The organism is Alkalinema pantanalense CENA528, assembly GCF_050753345.1.
Classification (GTDB): Bacteria; Cyanobacteriota; Cyanobacteriia; order Leptolyngbyales; family Leptolyngbyaceae; genus Alkalinema; species Alkalinema pantanalense.
This window is the reverse complement of record NZ_JBLZFX010000015.1, coordinates 41,345-61,595: the sequence shown is the minus strand read 5'-3', so window position 1 is coordinate 61,595 and position 20,251 is coordinate 41,345. Positions and strand designations below refer to the sequence as shown.

At 48.6% G+C, this 20,251-nt stretch carries 19 protein-coding genes; 12 read left to right on the top strand and 7 right to left on the bottom strand.

Annotation, left to right across the window (positions count from 1 at the left end; genetic code table 11):
• Positions 1-59 precede the first annotated feature (59 nt).
• The 3 genes from uraH (at position 60) to hpxO (ending at position 2,337) form a co-directional block, all read left to right on the top strand.
• Positions 60-419, top strand: a complete 360-nt coding sequence (gene uraH, locus ACN4EG_RS07365; RefSeq protein WP_431628689.1) for a hydroxyisourate hydrolase — start codon at positions 60-62, stop codon at positions 417-419.
• Between the two features lie 193 nt (positions 420-612).
• Entirely contained in the window at positions 613-1,080 is a 468-nt protein-coding gene (gene uraD / locus ACN4EG_RS07360) for a 2-oxo-4-hydroxy-4-carboxy-5-ureidoimidazoline decarboxylase (RefSeq protein ID WP_431628688.1), read from the top strand.
• A 96-nt stretch (positions 1,081-1,176) separates the two neighbouring features.
• Positions 1,177-2,337: an FAD-dependent urate hydroxylase HpxO gene (gene hpxO / locus ACN4EG_RS07355; protein ID WP_431628687.1), complete on the top strand. Its 1,161-nt coding sequence runs from the start codon at positions 1,177-1,179 to the stop codon at positions 2,335-2,337.
• A gap of 206 nt (positions 2,338-2,543) precedes the next feature.
• Here hpxO and ACN4EG_RS07350 read toward each other — a convergent pair whose 3' ends face one another.
• Positions 2,544-3,188 carry an L-threonylcarbamoyladenylate synthase gene (locus tag ACN4EG_RS07350; RefSeq protein ID WP_431628686.1) on the bottom strand — a complete coding sequence of 215 codons (645 nt, stop codon included), beginning with the start codon at positions 3,186-3,188 and terminating at the stop codon, positions 2,544-2,546.
• A 405-nt stretch (positions 3,189-3,593) separates the two neighbouring features.
• On the opposite strand from ACN4EG_RS07350, the gene ACN4EG_RS07345 reads away from it, so the two are divergent.
• Together ACN4EG_RS07345 and ACN4EG_RS07340 are read left to right on the top strand one after the other, a co-directional pair.
• Entirely contained in the window at positions 3,594-4,898 is a 1,305-nt protein-coding gene (locus ACN4EG_RS07345) for an NAD(P)/FAD-dependent oxidoreductase (RefSeq protein ID WP_431628685.1), read from the top strand.
• Between the two features lie 96 nt (positions 4,899-4,994).
• Positions 4,995-5,345: a hypothetical protein gene (locus ACN4EG_RS07340; protein WP_431628684.1), complete on the top strand. Its 351-nt coding sequence runs from the start codon at positions 4,995-4,997 to the stop codon at positions 5,343-5,345.
• A 133-nt stretch (positions 5,346-5,478) separates the two neighbouring features.
• Here the strand turns inward: ACN4EG_RS07340 and ACN4EG_RS07335 are convergent, their stop codons facing one another.
• The 3 genes from ACN4EG_RS07335 to ACN4EG_RS07325 all read right to left on the bottom strand — a co-directional run bounded on the left by ACN4EG_RS07335 (position 5,479) and on the right by ACN4EG_RS07325 (position 8,416).
• A complete protein-coding gene (locus ACN4EG_RS07335; RefSeq protein ID WP_431628683.1) occupies positions 5,479-5,979 on the bottom strand; it encodes a DUF2214 family protein in 501 nt (166 codons plus the stop codon).
• A gap of 78 nt (positions 5,980-6,057) precedes the next feature.
• Positions 6,058-6,570: a methyltransferase family protein gene (locus ACN4EG_RS07330; protein WP_431628682.1), complete on the bottom strand. Its 513-nt coding sequence runs from the start codon at positions 6,568-6,570 to the stop codon at positions 6,058-6,060.
• A 136-nt stretch (positions 6,571-6,706) separates the two neighbouring features.
• Positions 6,707-8,416 (bottom strand): iron uptake porin, encoded by a 1,710-nt coding sequence (locus tag ACN4EG_RS07325; protein ID WP_431628681.1) that lies wholly within the window; start codon positions 8,414-8,416, stop codon positions 6,707-6,709.
• A 41-nt stretch (positions 8,417-8,457) separates the two neighbouring features.
• Here ACN4EG_RS07325 and ACN4EG_RS07320 point away from each other — a divergent pair, with 41 nt between their 5' ends.
• A complete protein-coding gene (locus ACN4EG_RS07320) occupies positions 8,458-9,069 on the top strand; it encodes an NUDIX hydrolase (RefSeq protein WP_431628680.1) in 612 nt (203 codons plus the stop codon).
• A gap of 68 nt (positions 9,070-9,137) precedes the next feature.
• On the opposite strand, the gene ACN4EG_RS07315 is transcribed toward ACN4EG_RS07320, so the two are convergent.
• Positions 9,138-9,683: a DUF3122 domain-containing protein gene (locus ACN4EG_RS07315; RefSeq protein ID WP_431628679.1), complete on the bottom strand. Its 546-nt coding sequence runs from the start codon at positions 9,681-9,683 to the stop codon at positions 9,138-9,140.
• Between the two features lie 127 nt (positions 9,684-9,810).
• Positions 9,811-10,476 (bottom strand): Tll0287-like domain-containing protein, encoded by a 666-nt coding sequence (locus tag ACN4EG_RS07310; protein ID WP_431628678.1) that lies wholly within the window; start codon positions 10,474-10,476, stop codon positions 9,811-9,813.
• A 213-nt stretch (positions 10,477-10,689) separates the two neighbouring features.
• Between ACN4EG_RS07310 and ACN4EG_RS07305 the strand changes: the two genes are divergently transcribed.
• From ACN4EG_RS07305 to ACN4EG_RS07295, 3 genes are all read left to right on the top strand, one after another.
• Positions 10,690-11,100, top strand: a complete 411-nt coding sequence (locus ACN4EG_RS07305; RefSeq protein ID WP_431628677.1) for a DUF302 domain-containing protein — start codon at positions 10,690-10,692, stop codon at positions 11,098-11,100.
• A 103-nt stretch (positions 11,101-11,203) separates the two neighbouring features.
• Complete coding sequence (locus tag ACN4EG_RS07300) at positions 11,204-12,187, top strand: arsenic resistance protein (protein ID WP_431628676.1); 984 nt, start codon at positions 11,204-11,206, stop codon at positions 12,185-12,187.
• A gap of 261 nt (positions 12,188-12,448) precedes the next feature.
• Positions 12,449-12,937 carry a DUF6636 domain-containing protein gene (locus tag ACN4EG_RS07295; protein WP_431628675.1) on the top strand — a complete coding sequence of 163 codons (489 nt, stop codon included), beginning with the start codon at positions 12,449-12,451 and terminating at the stop codon, positions 12,935-12,937.
• 247 nt (positions 12,938-13,184) lie between these two features.
• Here the strand turns inward: ACN4EG_RS07295 and dacB are convergent, their stop codons facing one another.
• A complete protein-coding gene (gene dacB, locus ACN4EG_RS07290; RefSeq protein WP_431628674.1) occupies positions 13,185-14,645 on the bottom strand; it encodes a D-alanyl-D-alanine carboxypeptidase/D-alanyl-D-alanine endopeptidase in 1,461 nt (486 codons plus the stop codon).
• Between the two features lie 784 nt (positions 14,646-15,429).
• Here dacB and ACN4EG_RS07285 point away from each other — a divergent pair.
• The 3 genes from ACN4EG_RS07285 to ACN4EG_RS07275 are packed head-to-tail and all read left to right on the top strand — an operon-like array spanning position 15,430 to position 19,945.
• Entirely contained in the window at positions 15,430-17,721 is a 2,292-nt protein-coding gene (locus tag ACN4EG_RS07285; RefSeq protein WP_431628673.1) for a PA14 domain-containing protein, read from the top strand.
• A 20-nt stretch (positions 17,722-17,741) separates the two neighbouring features.
• On the top strand, positions 17,742-19,169 hold the full coding sequence (locus ACN4EG_RS07280) for a TIGR03790 family protein (protein WP_431628672.1): 1,428 nt from the start codon (positions 17,742-17,744) through the stop codon (positions 19,167-19,169).
• Positions 19,166-19,945: a hypothetical protein gene (locus ACN4EG_RS07275; RefSeq protein ID WP_431628671.1), complete on the top strand. Its 780-nt coding sequence runs from the start codon at positions 19,166-19,168 to the stop codon at positions 19,943-19,945. The genes ACN4EG_RS07280 and ACN4EG_RS07275 overlap by 4 nt, the downstream gene beginning before the upstream one ends.
• The last annotated feature ends 306 nt before the right edge of the window (positions 19,946-20,251 follow it).

Sequence of the window (20,251 nt, the reverse complement as noted above, 5' to 3'; positions counted from 1 at the left end):
CGAAAATAAAATATTCCAAACCTTCCATTTTGATTAATCCACTCTCTTGGTACATATCAATGGGAAAACTAACAACCCATGTTTTAGATACCGCCCAGGGTTGCCCTGCCGCAGGGGTACCCCTGCAGCTTTGGCGCTACGATCGCGAATCCGGCGATCGGCAACTGTTGGCCAAAGCTGTGACGAATCTAGATGGTCGGACTGATGTTCCGTTACTGATTAATGAACAGTTAAAAGTTGGCTTCTATGAAATTATCTTTTTTGTGAAAGATTACTTCGATCGACAACCGCTTAACCTTCCCGATTTACCCTTTTTAACGGAAGTTCCGGTTCGATTTACAATTTCTGATCCCGATGCAAATTATCATATTCCATTGCTGGTTTCTCCATGGTCTTATACAACCTATCGAGGTAGTTAACTGTTCCTGGAGAACTTGAATTGACATTATTTTTAGCTATATTTTAGCTATATTCTGTCTGCGCTTCGGCTGTACTTCGGCTGTACTTGAACTGAATTTCGATTGTGTGGTTACTCGTTTTTGGGTAATCTTTTTTACAACGACTGTGAATTGAAGGATGACTGAGATCTATTCCCTGTCACAATTGAACGCTATGTCCGAAGCCGATTTCATAACAGCTCTGGGACATATTTTTGAACAAACCCCACAAATTGCCCAAATGGCTTGGTTGCAGCGTCCCTTTGTAAGTCTTGCGGACTTGCACAAGAAAATGGTGGCGATCGTGGCGCAACTGTCTTCGGCGCAACAGATTGACCTGATTTGTGCCCATCCAGATTTAGGCAGTCGTGCGAGAATGGCGGAAGCCTCGGTCAAGGAGCAGGCTGGCGTAGGACTCGATCAATTAACTGCGAGTGAATACGATCGCTTTCAGTCCTTGAATCAGGCTTATAAAGCCAAGTTTGGCTTTCCCTTTATCATTGCAGTCCGTAACCATACGAAGGCGACGATTTTAGAAGCCTTTGAACAGCGGCTCCAGAATACACCGGAGCAGGAACAGCAAACCGCACTAGCAGAAATTGCAACCATTGCTCAATTTAGATTGCAGGATAGTATTCAATAAAACGATTGCTCGGAGTAACGCTAACTTGACCGCTGAAGGACAGGGCTGAGGGACAGGACTGATTAACAGGGCTGAGGGATAAATAGGGGGAATTCCATGCAAGGTTTAAAGGCGATCGTGATTGGGGCGGGGATTGGTGGACTGACGGCGGGAATTGCCCTCCAAAGAGCGGGCTATGAAGTGGAAATCTACGATCGGGTGCAGGAATTGAAACCCGTGGGTGCTGGAATTTCCCTCTGGTCGAATGGGGTGAAAGTGCTGAACTGGCTAGGGTTGGGGGCTGAAATTGCTCGGATTGGTGGCAGGATGGCTCGGATGGAATACCGTTGGTTAGACGGTCGGATTCTGAACGACATTGATCTGGCTCCGTTGGTGCAATCCGTGGGCCAATGTCCCTATCCTGTGGCGCGGGCGGACTTGCAGGCGATCTTGCTCCAAGCGTTTAACGGAGATGTGCATCTGCATCATTGCTGCATGGAGATCGAGCAAACCGATCGGCAAGTCACCGCCAGATTTGAAAATGGCCATTGTGCAACCGGGGATTTCTTGGTTGCTGCAAATGGTGTGCGATCGAACCTGCGGGAATATGTTTTGGGTCAACCGTTTAATCCCAAGTATGCAGGCTATGTCAATTTCAACGGGTTGGTTGCAGCCAGTGAGGATTTAGCGCCGCCGCGCACCTGGGTGATTTACGTTGGCCAGCACCAGCGAGCGTCGATGATGCCCGTGGCGAACGATCGCTTTTATTTCTTTTTGGATGTGCCGTTACCGCTGGATGCCGTGGCGAATCCGGCGGGGATCCAAGCGGAACTGCACCAGCATTTCCACGGCTGGGCAGACCCGGTACAACGGCTCATCGATCGCCTCGATCCGCAGGCAACGGCAAGGCTCGCGATTCACGACCTGGGGCCGATCGATCGCTTGGTCAAAGGGCGCGTGGCTCTGCTGGGAGATGCGGCCCATACGACCTGTCCTGACCTAGGCCAAGGTGGTTGCCAAGCCATGGAAGATGCCTTAGTCCTAGCGCAATGTTTAGTGACCACCAATGTCAGCGTGGAAGATGCGTTACAGCGCTACGAACGCCAACGCCACGATCGCGTGAGTTCTGTGGTGAAGAAGGCACGCCAACGGGCGGAAATGATCCATGGTAAAGATCCGCAGGTGACGCAGCAATGGTACGACCAATTGGCGACGGAGGATCCCTTGGAGGTGACGGGTGCGATCGCAAAAACGATTTTAGGGGGGCCGTTACATTAACGTGGGTTCGATGAATTTGTGGTGCGGCGCGATCGTCGGGGCTGCTGCGCAGCAAAAATCGGGGAACTTCTCCCCGCCCCCCTGCGACGTCAGGGGACTCTACTCCCCCGACACCCAAGTGAATTCTGCGTCCCAGTACAGGGGATTTGTGAGGGACAATTTTGCTTGTCGAACTCACGTTACATTAAGCGCTGCCATTAATCTAGCTAAATTAAAGCCGCAACAGTTTCCCAGGATTTGCCGCGCCGAATAATTTCCGGCTCCTCGGTTAAATCGATAATGGTAGACATCTGCCCCGAGGGCTCTTCGTTGCTGTCAATAATTACATCCACAATATTATCAAAGCAATCAAACAGGTCGAAGCGAGAATCGGCCATCTGGGGCGGCTCAAATTCCTCCTCCAACGCCAAGGCATAGGCACTGGTGGAAATAATCGGATTCCCCAGTTCTTCCATGATTGCTAGACAAATGGGGGAATCCGGAACGCGAATACCCGTGGTTTTGCGTTTGGGATGCATCACCAGTTTGGGAACAAGGCGTGTGGTGGGTAAAACAAAGGTGTAAGGCCCTGGAATTAAGCGCCGCATCAAGCGATAGGCGTTGTCGCTGACGACTGCATATTGGGCAATGTCCGATAGGGAGGGGCACAAAAACGTTAGGGGCTTATCGTTGGACATTTGTTTAATTTGCCGCACCCGTTGCACCGCACTTTTGGAGTTAAGGTCACAGCCGATCGCGTAGAGGGTGTCGGTGGGATAGAGCATGACCGCGCCTTTGCGCAGGGCATCGCAAATCATCTCGACGGTGCGCAGTTGGGGATTTTCAGGATGCAGCGAATAGATCTGAGCCATGGCCGGAACCGATTCCAAAAGGGGCACTGGCCACGCAATCCGTCAAACATGCAATTGGTTAAACATGCAATCTGTCAAATCTGTAACCAGTTCATGGGTTCAGCTTACCAGTCTTGGGTTCACCGGATCAAAGGGCTCTGTAAAGCTTCTTGAACCGATCGCTTTTAATTTGAATAACTATATGGTTATATTAGATATCTGAATCAGATTGATTAACCCTTGAAGGCTGTCTCCTTTGGACGGCAAAATTTGGCATGGCCAGTCAGTTGCTACTCAGTTTTGCTGGCTCCTCCGATCCGTAACTCCTTCTTCTTTCTTGGGGTCTTTTCCCATCGGGCTGACCCATGAATGCACATTTCCGTAATGCATATTCCCGAATCCATGAATTAGGAGAATTAATATCCTATGGCCAAAATTGTCGTGATTGGGGCTGGGCTGGGTGGATTGCCCACAGCCTACGAGCTAAGACAGCTTTTGTCTGCTGAGCATGAAGTGATTCTAATTTCCGATCAGTCCAAATTTACATTTATTCCGGGTCTGGTTCGCGTTGCGCTAGATCTTGATCCGATCGATCATTTTCAGTTGGAGCTACAACCCTTGGTGCAGAAACACGGTTTAGACTTTGTCAATAGCCCGGTAACCGCTCTCGATCCCCATCAACGGCGCATTACGGTAGCCAATGGCCAGGTGATTGAGTATGACTATGTGGCGATCGCGACGGGGCCAGGATTTGCCTTTGATGCCATTCCTGGATTAGGCCCCCACGGAGGCTATACCCATTCGATTTGTTCCGCTAAACATGCCCTGGATGCGAGGGCTGCTTGGCTTCAGTTTTTAGAAAATCCTGGATCGCTGGTGGTGGGTGCAGCCCCAGGCGCGGGGTGCTTTGGGCCGGCCTATGAGTTTATCTTGATGGCAGATTGGATTTTGCGACGCAAGGGCTTACGCCAGCGGGCCACCCTCACCTTGGTGACGCCAGAACCCTATGCCGGACATTTGGGTGTGAGTGGTGTGAAAAACGCGCAGCGATTGACAGAAAACTTATTGCGAAAACACGATATTAATATTATTAACAATGCTGCAATTACATCGGTAACAGTCGATAAAATTACGCTAGAGGATGGGCGAGAGATTGCCCAAAATTACGCGATGATTTTGCCAGCGTTCCGAGGGGTGCAATTTATTCTCGATGCACCAGGATTGGGGAATGAAAAAGGGTTTATTCCGGTTACAGCCACCCATCAACATCCCCAGTTCCCTGAGATTTATGCGCTGGGGGTGAGTGTTGCCTTGGCCCAAGTGGGAAAGTCTCCGGTCCCGATCGGGATGCCCAAGAGTGGACAAATGACAGAAGCCATGGGGATGGCCGTAGCCCATAATATTGCCGTCTCCTTGGGAGCTCTTCAGGCCGATCGGCAAATTCCCACCTTAGAAGCAATTTGTTTCGCGGAATTTGGGGATACGGGCATTCTCTATGTTGCGGCTCCCGTGGTGCCTGACCCAGAGACCGGAAAACGTCGCTATTCCTACGCGATTCAAGGGAAATGGGTGGTTTGGGGCAAAGCAGCCTTTGAGCAATACTTTATGACCAAGATGCGCTTGGGGGCAGCAGTTCCTTGGTTTGAGCGGTTGGGGTTAAAAGCGTTATTTGGGGTTGATCTGGTGCGATCTCAGCCGAGTCCGCTCTCCCATCGCATTGCCGATGGATGACTACGCCCTTGGGGTGGACAGGAGAGTCGGCTTGGAGTGTGGTGAATTGGAAAACTAAACCTGAAACTAAACCTAAAACCATTCGGAGGCGATATCATGACGGTCAAGTATGTCACCCATGATCTGACAACGGGCAACATCACCGTGATGGGGCATGTGGAAGCTGTGATGACGGTGCGGGGGAGTAAAGTGTCGCGGATTGGCGCGATCGTGGGTCAAGAAGCCCAAAATCCAGCGGAAATTCACCTGAATTTGGAAGTAGACCCCCATAAAACCGCATCACAAATGTTGGTGTTGAGTTTTAGTCCTCAAGATGCGGTGGAAATTGGATTGCAATTGGCTGCGATGGGGGTTGAGGATAATCCGGCGATTAGTATTGATTCTGTGAAACAACGGCTGATGGATTTACTAGCGGAACTCGATCGGACGTTACAAGTGAAACCTTAGCTAACCCATTGAGCAATTATTAATCATCACTAGATTTCAAATTACAATTGACGGAAAAGAGAGCAAACCTCTAAAGCTTCTAAATCTAGTCAATCGATAGATCTAGAAGTTCTAGAGATTACACTTTGCTGGATTAAAAATGAAGTCCCCGTGCCAACATTGCAGCAAATAGGGGAATGAACGCAAATCCTAGTAATTCTCCTCGGATAAACCAAGAGAGGCGTTGTACCTGGGGCAACGTTAATGGAGGAGGCGTTTGATTCCGTAATCCTTTGATCCAGGATAGGAAGGAAAACGTAGGATATAGGGATAATAAACTGACTACGATGAAAATCCCAATCTTGGTATAAAACACCGGATCACTCAAGTAGTAATCTGTTCCTTTCCCGAAATAGAGAACTCGCAAAACTCCCGTGACTAAAACCATCAAAGCCGATAGACCATAAATGGTATCGGCGATGAGAAGTTGCCAAGCTGCTTGGAGCTTGAGATCGGGTTTGAGTAAATGGTGCTCCATGACTAAGGCTCCAAAGGCCAGCATGAATCCCAGGTAATGTAAATAGGCTGTAATCGCACTCTGCCACATGGTGATCTCGATCGTGATTTCGTTAGAATCCTCTGAGTATTTAACCACAGGTGGCTCTTTTCAGGGGATGAATTGTGCGATTTGTACCGTCTAGAGAATGCTGATGTTGTTTCGATTGTGGCTGTTTTAGTAAATCCAAGGAATCAGTTTCTTCACGCGGGATTGATAACTTGCATAATCAGGAAATTTAGTCTGTAACCAAGATTCCTCTTGCTTCGCTTTCTGATCGAAAAATAGCAAGAAAATCATAGCCCCGATCGCGTGGCTCAGACTCCACTGCCAGCAACTGTAGGCGATCGCGGCAAAAATTACACCACTGTAAATCGGATGGCGGACGATGCTGTAAACGCCGATCGTTACTAACTCGCCATCGTCCTTGGGATGGGGCAAGGGCGTCAGATTATTCCCCAGCTTCAGGACACCACCAACCAATAACCCCATTGCGACTAAACCGAAGAATCCTGCTAAGCCCCAACTGCTATATTGCCAAAGGAGAGATGGCTGTTCCCTAGTAATGACAGGGGAGACAGGCAGCAGAATAAAGGCGATGAAGAGAATTAGTTGACCGATGACCCAGTATTCTCCCCGTTCGCCCCGCCACCAGGCTGTTGAAAATCCCCATTCTTTGAATTGATTCATCGTTGTTGAACGCTCCATTAAAGCTTAGACAGCTTGTGTTGTTATTTACTATGAATGATTCGTAATGAATGATTCGTGATGAATGATTCGCAGTGAATGACTCGCGATGAATACTGTGTGATGTTGAGATCGTAGCTTAAAATTCAAAAATGGCCCGGACGGTTCCAACTACGATCGTGTCATTGTTGCTGTTGTTTTCAGGATTCAAAATGACCAGGAGGCCAGGATTCAGGGATAAATGTTGATTCACGGGATAGCGATATAAAGCTTCGAGGTGCCAGGAGCTGGTATCCTCCGCTGCCCTACGGTCGATGTCGGTCACGTTGGGTTGCTGGCCAATAATTAACCCCGCTAAGCTGCCTTTTTTACCTAAGTCGGGAAAGGCAAACGTAATGGCCCAATTGAAAATCGAGGCGCTGTCTCCTTGGCGGACGGGCACACGACCCAAGCCAAAGCCATCGCCTTCAGCCTCGGCCCGCGTCCAGCCCACCCACCCCGATAGGGTAAATTTAGGATTGACGCGCCAACTGGATTCCAAACCAAAGTGATTGGCTGACGTGGCGATCGTGCCAAAGGGCGAATTAGCTAACCGACTGCCCGTACCTCCGGTGACAAAAGCTTTACCTGGGGGATAGTAGGCTCGTACATAGGTTGCGCCAAAACTGAGGTTGTCCGACGGGCGAACGGTCAACTGGGCTAAGGCGGCAAAGGAGCCATTAAACAGGCCATTGTTGGTTGTGGGTTCCGCAGGATTGCGGGCCATATAGCCGATGGAGAAATTCAGCGATCGACTGATATCGTAGGAGACCGTGACGCCTGCTCCCCGGCGACCTTGGATATAGATGGGATTGAACCGCCCAAAGTTAGAAATTGCGCCCTTGTAGGGGCTAGCGAGAAACGGATTGAACGTTTCAACGGCGGTATCGTAGCGACTCTCAGCGGCATCGATCGTGACCCGTAATTTGGGTGATAGGGGAAAGCGATAGAACAATCGCCCAATTTGTAATTGATTCTCCGTTGAGCTATCAAAGGCCAACCGCGTCATATTGGTACCCGTGACGTTGCTACCAAAGGCGGTGGTATTCAAGGCATCGAGGCGAACTTTTAACAGATCTTTGCCCGTAAAACTGGTATTCAAACTCAGTCGCACTCGGTTATCCATAATCCAATTGTCTTCAACGTTGCGTCCACTGCCATCGGCTCGCTCATCCCCGATCGCTCCGGTCACCGAGAAAATAACTTCACCCTGCAATTTAGTGGTAGCGGAAAACTGTTGTTTCTGTAGCGTAGCAGTTTTGGTCTCTAAACCATCAACCCGCCCCCGCAACGTCTCCAGTTCCGAGGCAAATTCCGTTTGTAGGCGCTGGAGGGTGGCTAAGTCTTGCCGGGTGGCGAGTTCTGCGCCTGCTACAGCAATCCGCTGGTTTATTGCGTCAATACAAGCGTTTAATCCAGCAGCAAACTCGTAACGGGTGACCGCTCGATTGCCACGATAGGTGCGATCGGGATATCCTGCAATGCAACCATAGCGCTCTACCAGGGTTTGCAGCGATTGAAAGGCCCAATCGGTAGGCTGCACATCACTCAATTGAGAAACGCTAGTGACCTGTGCCAGAGGATTGCTGAAGAAATTAGAAAAGGGATCGGTGAGGGGATCAGTTAGCGAATTTGCAAGCGAATCGTTTGAGATCGCATCGGAGTGATGATCGGGATTTACAGGTGCGAATGGTGTTTCTGCAGCTACCCTACTGGCAAATCCATCCATCAATCCACTGGTGAATAGTAATAATGAACTAGGAAATAGGATTGTAGTGATTAACTTAAAATTGACAGAAAATTTTGCCATAATACAAAACTCCTCCCTAACACCAGAAAACCGTAAATCCAATGAATGATGCAACAGAACCCATAAATCTTAATGTTGTGCCCTGGCACATCCACGATCGCTTTGTTGAAATTCAGTCCCGTTGGTTAACGGTGATTGGTGAGCATCTCCAGGATCACCAAGGGAATCACCTGGAATATTGGCGGGTCGAAAAGGCCGATTCTGTGATCGTGATTCCGATTCAGGATCAGCAGTTTCTGTTGCCCCAACCCAGCTATCGTCCCGGTGTTGGCCAAGCGATGTTAGATTTTCCGGGGGGCCGACTGCCTGCGGGGGCTGATTTGCGGGAAACGGCTTGCGATATTCTTTACCGGGAATTGGGCATTCCTAGGACTGCGATCGCCTCCCTGGAAGCCCTGAATTCCCAAGGTTGGGCCATTAATAGCTCGTTTTCTAACCAAAGGCTCTATGGATGGGTTGCAGAAATTACAGCGGATTCAGACTGGAATCCTGCACAGTCTGACAGTCCCATCCTCCGTTATTCGATCGACGCCAGGGGGGTACGATCGCTGCTCCAGGATTTAACCTGTCTGCAATGTCGATCGGTCTTGCAGGAATGGTACTTGACAACACGGATTTCAGAACGGATTTCAGATGGGGAGGTTATCAGCTGAGATTTAGGCTCAGTCTGGATTGGGGAGTGAATCAACGATGATCTGATCGTGATAACCTAATGCTGCATCTAATCATTCGTTTGCTGATCCAAAGTTTTCCAATCTGCTAGGAATGTGGGGGGTAAGGAGAACGTGATGGCAGTTCCGGATTCTGTGGGTAGAGTTAAGCGCCAAGGCAACTCTATCCGCAGATCAGACACAATGGGTTGCAGATTATATTGTCCGATGTGCGGTTCCGGTGCACTGGTATCGCTGAACATTTCACTAGAAGCATCCTCAGCGGTGAGCACCTCGCCAAAGGAATTACGAAATTGCAGGGGCTGAGTTCGATCGATGCGGGTGCTACCGGGAAACCCAGCAAGTCTTAAATTCAAGACGACTGTTCCATCGGGTTTAATGCGCTTAAAGGCGATCGCTTGCCAGCTTCGACTTTGTTGATCCTTGAGGGTGTGTCTGGTCTGGTAGACGGTTTGACCCGGTTGTTCCTCAAATTGCTGAATGGCGGCGATCGCAGGCAAGGTCGGGGGCAAGCCTAAGATTGCGGTCAAGGTCAGCATAATAATGATTACGATCGCGATCGTAGAGTGTAACCAAGGGGGAACAATTTTCAACATGAACTAAATTGCCTAGTAAGAAGTGACTGACAGCAAGAAAAAATTAAAAATGACAAGATGGACGACTGGTCAAGAAAAGGCTAATGAAAACTCTGAAACAATGTGTCGAGAATCTTTACTCAATCATTTATTGAATCGTGTCTTGCAATGCAGATTGAATGTCAGCTTGTAGATCCGGCATAAAAACGGAATACATCCCACGCAAGTCGCCGACGTTGAAATCATAGGCGCGATCGTCGAGGTATTTCTCTTGAATAAACTGAGGCCGTTGATTTTTCTGTCCGTGACAGGCGAGGCAACTGGCTTCTACATTAATGCGGCGATAGTAACGAGTACCTGCTTGACCGTCGATCGTTTCGTGTTCCCAAAATCCCATTAAGTCTGGATTTTTCCTAAAGGTTGCCAAGGCTTGGCGTGCTTGGGGACTGTCCGGCGCATGTTCAGGATTGCGATATTTATCGGCGATTTGCTTGATCTGCCAACCGTTTTCTTGGCTGAGTCGTTGCGCCTGCATACCTACGGGACGGCAAACTTCTTTCATGGTTGCCATCGTCGGTTCTTCGGTGCGCCCTTCCAATGTGGACGCTAGCCCCGATCGCATCTGATCTAAGTCTTCGATCGCTTGAATGGCTTTGGTTAACTCGGCTGGATGGGTGACGGTGGGGGTTACAGTATGGGCGATCGAAGATTCTATGGCCCAAGCGGGTGCTGGGATGATCCAGCAGATGATCCAGAGAAGAATCACCATCCCCAACAGTAGCTTCAGGGAGAATTGGGAAAACTCTTTGACCATGGTGGGGTGCCTCGCTGGAGTGTTGCTAAGTGGGGAAATGACCCGCAAGTCATGATTGCCTACAGGTTATTTCTGAAGAGATTGAATTCAATAGTTGCATTCTACAACTATTTAGTTATATTATCAAGTAGATTGCGGAGTTCGATTCCTGCATCGCAGGTTATCAGACCCCTTAACTCAGCCCCTCAATATTGTTTACGCAGGCTATAACCGATGGCTTATCACTTCAGTCAAATTTTGAATTGCACCTTTGATGAGGCGATCGCGCAGGTGACCGCAGCACTTCAAGCAGAAGGAATGGGAATTCTGACCGAGATTGATGCCCAAGCAGCCTTTAAGAAAAAGCTGGATGTCGATTTCCGCCGTTACAAAATCCTAGGCGCTTGCCATCCCCAAATTGCCTATCGGATGCTACAGACCGATGATAAAGCGGGTGTCTTTTACCCTTGTAATGTTGTCGTACAGGAACACGAAAACGGCCAAGTTGAAGTATCTGCGGTTGATCCCAAGATGATGTTTCTAGCGATTACTGATCCACAAGCCCAGGTGATTGCGAACGAAGGAAGTCAAATCATGCAGGCTGTAATGGAACGGTTGAGGCAAAATGCTCCGCTTCTGGCATAAATCATGATTTGTCGGATGATTTGGCTAACGTAATCGATTGATCATCAATATTGGGTTGACTGAGTTGTAAGCAGTTGACCCATGCTACCGGAGGGCAACGATCGTGTGGAAATTTTTAGGGCTGCTTCAGAAAAATTTGGTTTGGTCGATTCCCATTTGTATGATTACAGGCATTGTCATAGGCGTCGTAGTGAATCCAGATCCACTAAAGGCTTGGGTGATTCCGCTAACGTTCCTCATGGTCTACCCTATGATGATCAATTTGCAAGTTCAAAAGGTATTAACGGGGGGAGATTTCAAGCTGCAACTGGTGACGCAGTTGATGAATTTTGCCGTTATCCCATTTATGGCCTTTGGACTGGGCCAACTGTTTTTCCATGATCAGCCTTTGGTGCTGCTGGGGTTACTGCTGGCTTCGTTGCTGCCCACCAGTGGCATGACCATTTCCTGGACAGGCTTTGCTAAGGGGAATCTGAGTGCTGCGGTGAAAATGACAGTAGTGGGTTTAATCCTCGGTTCCTTGGCGACACCGTTTTATGCAAAGTGGCTGATGGGAGCCGCGATCGAGATTCCCCTCGTGGATATTTTCCGACAAATTATCATTATTGTGTTTCTGCCGATGATTTTAGGAGTTGCTACGCGGCTGATTTTGATTCGAATTGTGGGAATGGATAAGTATCAAAAAAATCTCAAAGAGAAGTTTCCCAGTTTTTCAACGATCGGGGTTTTAGGGATTGTCTTTGTTGCCATGGCCCTCAAAGCGAAGAGTATTGTTGGCAACCCTGGCATCTTGTTATCTTTTCTGATTCCTTTAGCAATCTTATATATTGCAAATTTTTTCATTAGTACTGTCGTCGGTAAACTATTCTTTCAGCGAGGGGATGCAATTGCTTTGGTGTACGGCACCGTTATGCGTAATTTGTCCATTGCCCTTGCGATCGCGATGACTGCCTTTGGAAAAGAGCAAGGTTCTGAGATTGCTTTAATTATTGCTATGGCCTACATTATTCAGGTTCAAGCTGCGGCTTGGTATGTGAAGTTGACCGATCGAATTTTTGGCCCTTCGCCCAACTTGACTTTGACCTAATACCAAATTGATTAATTAATGCTACAGATTCAAACGTAGAATCGGTATTTGACCGCTACTGTAATTGTTGCAACTGCATTTTTAGGATTGATAACGCTCCCCTAAGCCGCGATAGCCCAGCCTAGCCATCCTATTTTCGTTGCCAATGACAAAACGGCTGACCACTTGTAGAAAGGGCTCTGCAACAAGATAGTAAGGGTGATGTTAAGGGTACGATAAAGGAATTGCTATAACTGGTTTAGCAAACTAGAGGAGCGTTCTATGCAATCAAAAGTATTGCCATACAAGGCATTGGCGGGTTTGACGATCGGTAATTGGATGATCATGGGTTTAAGTATTGCGGCTGTGTTCGCGATCGGGCAACCTGCGAAGGCGATCGAGAATAGCGATGGTTTTTTGATGCCTAGCAAAAACATTGCTTGCATCAGCCATGACAGCTTGGATGATGCAAGGAGAGAAACCAAAATTCTCCGCTGTGAAATCCTGAGCAAATTGAACCCGATGCCACCCCAGCCGAAGTCCTGTCAATTTGACTGGGGCAATGGTTTCTTGTTAACCAAAGCTGCTCGAAAAGCCGAAATTCTCTGTGTTAGCGATACGATGTATTCCCCCGAATATCCGACCTTAGATTATGGTAAAACCTGGAAAAAGAATGGGTTTAGCTGCCAATCTCGCAAGAATGGCCTGACCTGCACCAATGGGAAAGGCAACGGCTTCTTTCTAAATCGTGAGGACTGGAAAGCCTTCTAATGGCTGGCATTCAGCATTGTGAGTAGAAGGGATCAACGGGTTGTTGAAAGTTCTAAACATGCTTTTAATGGTTTGTCAGATCTGAATTCTACAATGCAATGCTGATTCTGTTTTCTGTTTCCTCGATGTGTGTGACTGTTATTGATAAATAGTATAAATTCTACGGTTTGAGGTATGAAGATCGATGATTGTATGAGTGTTTCAATCTCCTATCCTCCTCCTTTGATTTTACTAGTACGCTGTTCTCTTAAGACCGATCGCAGGTGCTGAGTTGGGAGAGTGTCACGACAACATTATCGATCGCTTGACGAATGGTGGCAGGTGCCGTCGATGAATTGACGAGGACGCTAAAAACTAGAGGTGGATGGTTTTTGGGCGTGATGTAGCCTGATAGGGAAACCGCGCCGGAAATTGTTCCGGTTTTCGCAAAGACAATTCCTTGAGCAGGTGTACCCCGGAAGCGATTTTTCAGAGTGCCTGTCATACCTGCAATGGGGAGCGATCGTTTGTAGAGATCCGCCGTGGGTAACTGCGCGATCGCCTGTAGGGTTTGCACTAGAGCTTCGGGACTGACTCGATTTCCCCGAGCCAAACCGGAGCCATCCACCAAGGTATAGCGATTGGCGTTAACCCCTAAGGTCGTCAGCGTTGTTTTCAAAACAGTAACGCCATCCTGTGTAGTATTGCCAGAATTAGTACGATTCTGTTTTCCCAGCGTTTTCAAAAGTGCTTCAGCGTAGGTATTATTGCTTTCTTGATTGGTTTCATAGAGCAGGTCTGAAAGGGGCGGAGAAACGACGCTGGCTAAGGTAATTTCGCCGGGGGGAGCCGCTTTTTGTTTTACCAATGTGGAATTTTTAACTTGAATGCCTGCCTGGGTTAATAAATTACGAAATTTACGGACTAAATAGTTGCCAGGATTTGGAATCGCAACACCGACTAATTCTGGATCAGACCCGACGCGCAAGGCCGCATCAATGACGATGCTAGAACCATTGCGATAAGCATTGGCAGATTCGCCAGCGGTACGGCCAACGGTTCTCGATCGATTGACTAATCTCCAATCGGGCCGATCGGTTTCATCTTCCCACTGTACTTGTAACGGTTGGCCTAGGTTTTGGGGACGTAGGGTTAAGTTAATCGCATTCTGATTGAGAATTAGGGGATTAATGGCAACTGCGTAGGCTTCCCCAATATCCTCGGCATCCCAATTTGGATTGATCGTTGGCCCTTGAAAATAGGTTTCATCCCCAATCAGTTGATCCACTTGCCGAATGCCTTTCTGCTGCAGCTGAGTCACTAAGGCCGCTAACTGCTGAGTTGTCAGGCTAGGATCGCCTTGGCCAATAATTCGTAAGGTTGCTAGGTTGGGGCCGATCGAATTGCCCGTGGCAATGGTTTGCATGCGATAGTCTGCACCCAAACGTTGTAGGGCCGCTGCCGTTGTCAAAATTTTGGCATTGGATGCAGGAATCAGTTGGGTGCTTGCATTCAGAGTTACCAGATTGCGCCGTTGCCCGATGGGAGCCTGGGTTTGGACGAGGAGACCCCAACGCCCGTTAGTAATACCTCCCAGGGCTGATTTGACTTGACCCTCTAGCTGGGCAGGACAAACCTGCGCGATCGCGGGTGTGGTTCCTAGCAACATAGTCGTAGTCAGACAGCCTAGAACAATCCGATAGGGATTCCAGGGGTGGCTTGGCTTCATGGGATGTTTCCTCATTGACGGGCACAATTCTCGATCGGGATGTGGGTCTTGTCAAGGACGTTTGATTGTAGGAGATCGGATGAGTTGTTTAAGAATATTTATTGTTTGAACAAAAACTATTTTAGACAAACTTGTCGTACAAGACTTGTGTTGTAGTACAAGATACTAGCCTGTGGGAATGTGTGAGGAAGACTTAAGTCTTAATTTAGAGGATGAATTGAGGCAAAGTAGATGTGATCAAAGGGCACTGTGGTTGATCTGTAGAGATCTAGATGACTGACAAGTGGTTACTGAGTCATGCTTGATCGCGTCAGCGCGTCACGAACGATCGTGTCATCAATGATGGAGTTGCCAACGATCGTGTTACGAACGTTTGCGTCACACACAATCGAGCTACAAATTTAAATGCAAAATATATTTTAAAGATACAAGTGGATCGAGTTTATTCAAAATACAGTATTCTAAGAACGTGTTGAAAGTATTCAATTAGTTAGCTACTGAACCCGGAAATTATCAGCAATTATCAGAACTCGTTAGTTATCTAGGTCACTTTTTAAATGATCTGAAATAGGTCAATTATATCTAGAATGACGTTCTGGAATGAATCATAGTGACAACACTTTGTTGAAAATTTTCTGAGAAAACCCTCAATCTTGAGATAGATTTTTTGACTAATCAATGCTCAGAATCTTTCCAGAGTATGAGCGAATTGAACAGAATTCATTCTAAAAGAGATTGAAGTATGGTGAGTAGCGATCCTCTTTTTTCTGCGAATGGAAATTTTTTGAATTCCAGTCCTTTAAATGGGTTATCTGTAGGTGATGAAATAGGCAATGAAGTGGGAAGCGCGTTGTTGGGATCCCCCCTTTTCACACAGGTTTCAGCCAGTGCGGCGATTTTAGCGGCAGAACCTCAACCCTTGAATGGATTGCTAGGACAGTATTATGCCGGGTCTAACTTTGACCAACTGAAGTTAACGCGATCGGATGCGTCCGTTAATTTTGATTGGGGGGCGGGTTCTCCGGCCTCGGAAGTGGGAATTAACGATTTTTCGGTTCGCTGGTTAGGATCAGTAGTTGTTAATTACTCGGAAACCTATACCTTTTTTACAAGATCTGATGATGGAATTCGGTTATGGGTAGATGGAAAACTGATAATTAATAATTGGGCTGATCATGCATTAACAGAAGATCAAGGCCAAATCACATTGGTCGCAGGCCAAAAGTATGATATCCGCCTAGAGTATTACGAAAATACGGGAGGGGCGGTTGTTCAACTACTCTGGGCCAGCGACACCCAAGTTAAGGAGATTATCCCACAATCTAACTTATTACTTCCAGATGTTACTGCTCCCACGGCTACTACTGATGTAAAAAGCATCACTCAAAGTGGTGGTAATGACTATCGCTTTACCGTCACCTATCGGGATGCAACTGCGGTCAAGCGCAGTACGATCGACGATGATGATATTGTTGCAACGGGGCCGAATAATTACTTCCAAGCGGCCAAGTTGGTCAATCTTAGTCAAGATGCCACGGGCGGCATTCTGACGGCTACCTACAGTTTAGATGCACCGGGGGGATTGTGGGATGAGACTGATACCGGCCTTTATAGACTAAATCTGCAATCCAATCAAGTGAGCGACATTGACAGCAACTTTATTGCGGCTGGCTCCTTGGGAACCTTTCGTGTGGATTTTGCGCCACCCACTGCACAGATTGGGCCATTAAGCGCGATCGTGGCCGGAGGGAGCGACTATCAATTCACCGTGACCTATCGGGATGATTTGGCGGTTCAACGCATTTCTCTTTACGATGCGTTGCAGGTTAACGGCCCCAATAACGCATCGATCCCGGTACAGTTGTTGGCATTTAGTAGCGATCGGGATGCGGAAACCATTACTGCCACTTATCGCATTGCAGCACCGGGGGGAAGCTGGGATAGTGCGGGCTCCGGCAATTATGCGATCGTCCTTCAACCGAAAGCCTTGAGCGATCTGGATCAAAACTTTGCTGCTTCCGGAACGTTAGCTACCTTTGCGGTAGACTTCTTACCGCCGACTGTCCAATTGGACGCCCTAGTGCCTGTGGTGGCAGGCAGTAATTCCTATCAGTTTACGGTGACCTATCAAGATATAACAGGCGTAAGCTGGCAAACCTTGGGCGATCGCAATATTATCGTGACGGGGCCACAGGGGGAATTGCGAATGGCTACCTTGGTCAGTACGAGTCCAGAGGGTGATGGAACTTCTTTATCGGCGACCTATCGTTTGGATGCGCCGGGGGGAAGCTGGGATGAAGCCGATCGGGGTCTCTATCAATTTAATTTACAAGCGAATCAGGTGAGTGATATTCTCGGCAATTCCCTGGGATCGGTGGCCCTGGGAGCCTTACGATTCGATCTAACCGCCCCGATCGCAACCTTGTCCTGGAATTCTGGGATCAAACTGGCAGCCAAGGATTATAGCTTTGCTGTGACCTATCAGGATTCAAGTACGGTTGCACTCAGTTCGATCGATGATCAAGATATTACGGTAACGGGGCCGAATAACTTTACCCAGTTGGCACAAGTGGTGAGTATTGTGCCCAGTCCTGATAATCAACGGGTGACTGCAATCTATCGCATTACCGCGCCGGGTGGGTCGTGGAGTGCAGCGGCGGCGGGATCCTACAATATTCGCATCAACGCTCAACAGGTGAGCGATCGTCAAAATAACTTTGTCGCCGCTGGGACGATCGGCTCCTTAATTTTAGAAGCGCCTCCAGCCCCAGCGATCTCGTCGATCGAGCCCAGCGATTCCAACTTTACGCAATGGCTAGTAGATTGGAGTCAGCAATGGTTCAACCAACGAAGCGCGGAACTCCCGACGTCGGGTCAATCCCTAGACAGTTGGTTGACTAATGTGGTGATGGCGCGATCGTTGACTGCTGCCGATCGCGTAGCCTGGGCCTTCTTGCTCACGACCATTCAACTGGATGCACCCGCCATGGCCAGCGACTTTGTAACGGCTTGGCGCAAAGTAACCGGGCTCCCTGATCCGGGATTGAGGGGGGAGCCTGTCGATGGATTGCCCTAGTCAATGGATTCAAATAAGCGATGCCAATGTCCGCTCTACATCTTCGGCGTATTCTTGCTACTTTCGGCCTTGTCTTAGGGGTGGGATTGCTGTGGTTAGGCATTTTCCGGTCTGTGGAGCCGCCCATGGGCTGGGTCGATGGTCTTCAACCGACCGTAGGTCATTGGGAGGTCGATCGGGTTCTCGTAGTGGCGAATCGCAATAGCCCCGCGTCTTTGCGAGTGGCTCAGTACTATATGCGGCGGCGGCGGATTCCTCCGGATCATCTCTTCACCCTAGATTTGCCTGACAGCACCATCCTGCCGATATTTGAATCGATTAGCCACAAAACCTACCAGCAAAAAGTCGAAGCTCCGCTGCGGCAATTTTTGAATCAGAGACATTGGCAGGATCAGATTCGCTATGTTGTGCTGACGAAGGGGGTTCCGCTACGAATCAAAGAGGTGCCTTACCGAGACATTGAAGGACGTTTTCTGCGCCAGAATCAATCTTTGGATTCCACGATCGCGGCGCTAGATTACAAAATTTCCCCGATCGACTTTAGGGATACGGAATACCAACAATTGACGGGTAAAACGATCTTTGGATTGTTGATCCCAAATTTATACTGGCGGCAAAACTATCCCTTTGAACATCGGTTAACCGGTGGCTATTTAGTGACCCGGTTGGATGGTTATCGGGAGGAAGATGCGTTGGCCTTAGTCGATCGTGCGTTGCAATCTCGACCTGTGCTGACAGGGTCTATTTTACTAGATGCTATTGGACAAAACCAAAGTACGGGTGATCCCCAGGTGATCGACATTTTTGATCCCCAGTCCTGCGGGGTCGATCGGCCAACCCAGTGTCAATTGCAGCTGAAGGGCGCTTGGGAATCCTTTGAAGGGGACTACAATAACGATCTTCGTTTGGCCCAAGAACAGATTCAACATCAATTTCCTCAACTGCAAGTCACGATGGCCCCTGGGCAGTCCTTTGTTACGGGGGCTGATTTGTTAGGCTATGCCTCTTGGGGGAGTAATGATGAATCCTTCGATCGCCGGAACTATCAAAGTCTCCAGTTTCGATCGGGGGCGATTGTTGATACGTTGGTGTCCACCAGTGGCCGTACATTTTTCCCAACCCGCACAGGCCAGTCCCTGATTGGGGATTTGCTGCGGGACTCCCAAGGTGTGACGGGGGGACGGGGCTACATTGACGAACCAGAACGTCAAGGGGTTGGCTCCCCTGCGATTCTGTTGAACGAATATTTCTCTGGCGCAAATCTAGCTACGGCATTCTATCGATCGATTCGCTTTGTCGGCTGGCGAGACATTGTCTTGGGCGATCCTTTAGCTACGGTTGTGTTTGATCCTCAGATGCTGACACAAATGCCGACGCAGGCTGCACTATCGGCAGACTTCTCTTCCCTTCCCCCAGCCCCGCTTCCTTGGGAGCCTCGCAAGTCATGAATCGACAGACATTCCCCCAACAGATATCCCCCCGACAGACAGCCCCGCGATCGGCCCGATCTCTGACCTGGGTCTTAGCCTGTACGAGTGCCTTGGCGATAGGTTTACCGTTAGGGCAAGCGCTTTATCGCACGATTGGCTATTTTGGGGGGACAAATTGGCTGTGGTTGCTGGGTTGGTTAGGGGGCGCAATCGTTCCCGGCCTCTGCTTAGGGGGGCTGCAAGGTTGGGTGTTGTATTCGGAGAATTGGGGCGATCGTCACCTGCTCGATCGTCACCTATCTGAGCAGCAGCTATCTGAGCAACACCTGTCTGTGAGATTAGGATCGCGGTGCTTCAGCCTACCCAAGTGGCTGCTACGTTGGATCTGCGGGACAGGCTTGGGCTGGCTAATCGCAAGCAGCATGGCATTGTTTGTGCGCCACTGGCTATTTGGTCAGGTGAACCTTGCAGTATTTCCCTATCTTCCGTTAGGTGTAGTTTGGGCGATGAGCCGCTATACTTCGGAAGCGATCGCAGGGGCATTCATGGGTGTTGTCCTAGCCTGGATTCAGCTTGTCTGCTTACAGCGTTCCTGGAAATTCTCGCAACCATTGCGACGATGGCTTGTAGCCAATGCCTTGGGCGGGATGCTCGGATCGCTAGTGGCGGCGGGCGTGATGACTAGTCTGATGCCTAATTTCCTTGCGCTGCTTGTGACAGGGGCTACGTTAGGGGGAATCTACGGTTGGATGACAGCAAATTGGCTGGGATGGGTTCGATCGATCGTGGGTTAGGGTTTGCCAGCCCGTGATGGTGAAGTGTTCAAAATAATGGGTTGACTCGGCTCCTGTGATCAATGAATTTTCTAAAAAGTTTTGATTAAGGTGCATGAATTTATATCAGATGGAAGATGATTAATCGCAATAAACTTAAACTAGAAGGCTAGTAATGCAAACTGAGTGATCAACGTTGGAATTAGTAACGGTACGGTTGAACCTAAGGCTAGAGACAGGGTTGAATATAGAGTTAAATAGTAGTTTAAACATTCAAGATGGTTAGAGAAGATCGTTAAAAACGTGAGACAGTTTAGTCTGACTCTG

Coding starts and splice junctions, on each gene's coding strand:
- uraD (WP_431628688.1), top strand. CDS start 613: ATGTCCGAAGCCGATTTCATAACAGCTCTGGGACATATTTTTGAACAA.
- ACN4EG_RS07280 (WP_431628672.1), top strand. CDS start 17,742: ATGCCAATGTCCGCTCTACATCTTCGGCGTATTCTTGCTACTTTCGGC.
- ACN4EG_RS07345 (WP_431628685.1), top strand. CDS start 3,594: ATGGCCAAAATTGTCGTGATTGGGGCTGGGCTGGGTGGATTGCCCACA.
- ACN4EG_RS07310 (WP_431628678.1), bottom strand. CDS start 10,476: ATGGTCAAAGAGTTTTCCCAATTCTCCCTGAAGCTACTGTTGGGGATG.
- ACN4EG_RS07350 (WP_431628686.1), bottom strand. CDS start 3,188: ATGGCTCAGATCTATTCGCTGCATCCTGAAAATCCCCAACTGCGCACC.
- ACN4EG_RS07320 (WP_431628680.1), top strand. CDS start 8,458: ATGAATGATGCAACAGAACCCATAAATCTTAATGTTGTGCCCTGGCAC.
- ACN4EG_RS07325 (WP_431628681.1), bottom strand. CDS start 8,416: ATGGCAAAATTTTCTGTCAATTTTAAGTTAATCACTACAATCCTATTT.
- ACN4EG_RS07315 (WP_431628679.1), bottom strand. CDS start 9,683: ATGTTGAAAATTGTTCCCCCTTGGTTACACTCTACGATCGCGATCGTA.
- dacB (WP_431628674.1), bottom strand. CDS start 14,645: ATGAAGCCAAGCCACCCCTGGAATCCCTATCGGATTGTTCTAGGCTGT.
- ACN4EG_RS07305 (WP_431628677.1), top strand. CDS start 10,690: ATGGCTTATCACTTCAGTCAAATTTTGAATTGCACCTTTGATGAGGCG.
- ACN4EG_RS07340 (WP_431628684.1), top strand. CDS start 4,995: ATGACGGTCAAGTATGTCACCCATGATCTGACAACGGGCAACATCACC.
- hpxO (WP_431628687.1), top strand. CDS start 1,177: ATGCAAGGTTTAAAGGCGATCGTGATTGGGGCGGGGATTGGTGGACTG.
- uraH (WP_431628689.1), top strand. CDS start 60: ATGGGAAAACTAACAACCCATGTTTTAGATACCGCCCAGGGTTGCCCT.
- ACN4EG_RS07295 (WP_431628675.1), top strand. CDS start 12,449: ATGCAATCAAAAGTATTGCCATACAAGGCATTGGCGGGTTTGACGATC.
- ACN4EG_RS07275 (WP_431628671.1), top strand. CDS start 19,166: ATGAATCGACAGACATTCCCCCAACAGATATCCCCCCGACAGACAGCC.
- ACN4EG_RS07330 (WP_431628682.1), bottom strand. CDS start 6,570: ATGAATCAATTCAAAGAATGGGGATTTTCAACAGCCTGGTGGCGGGGC.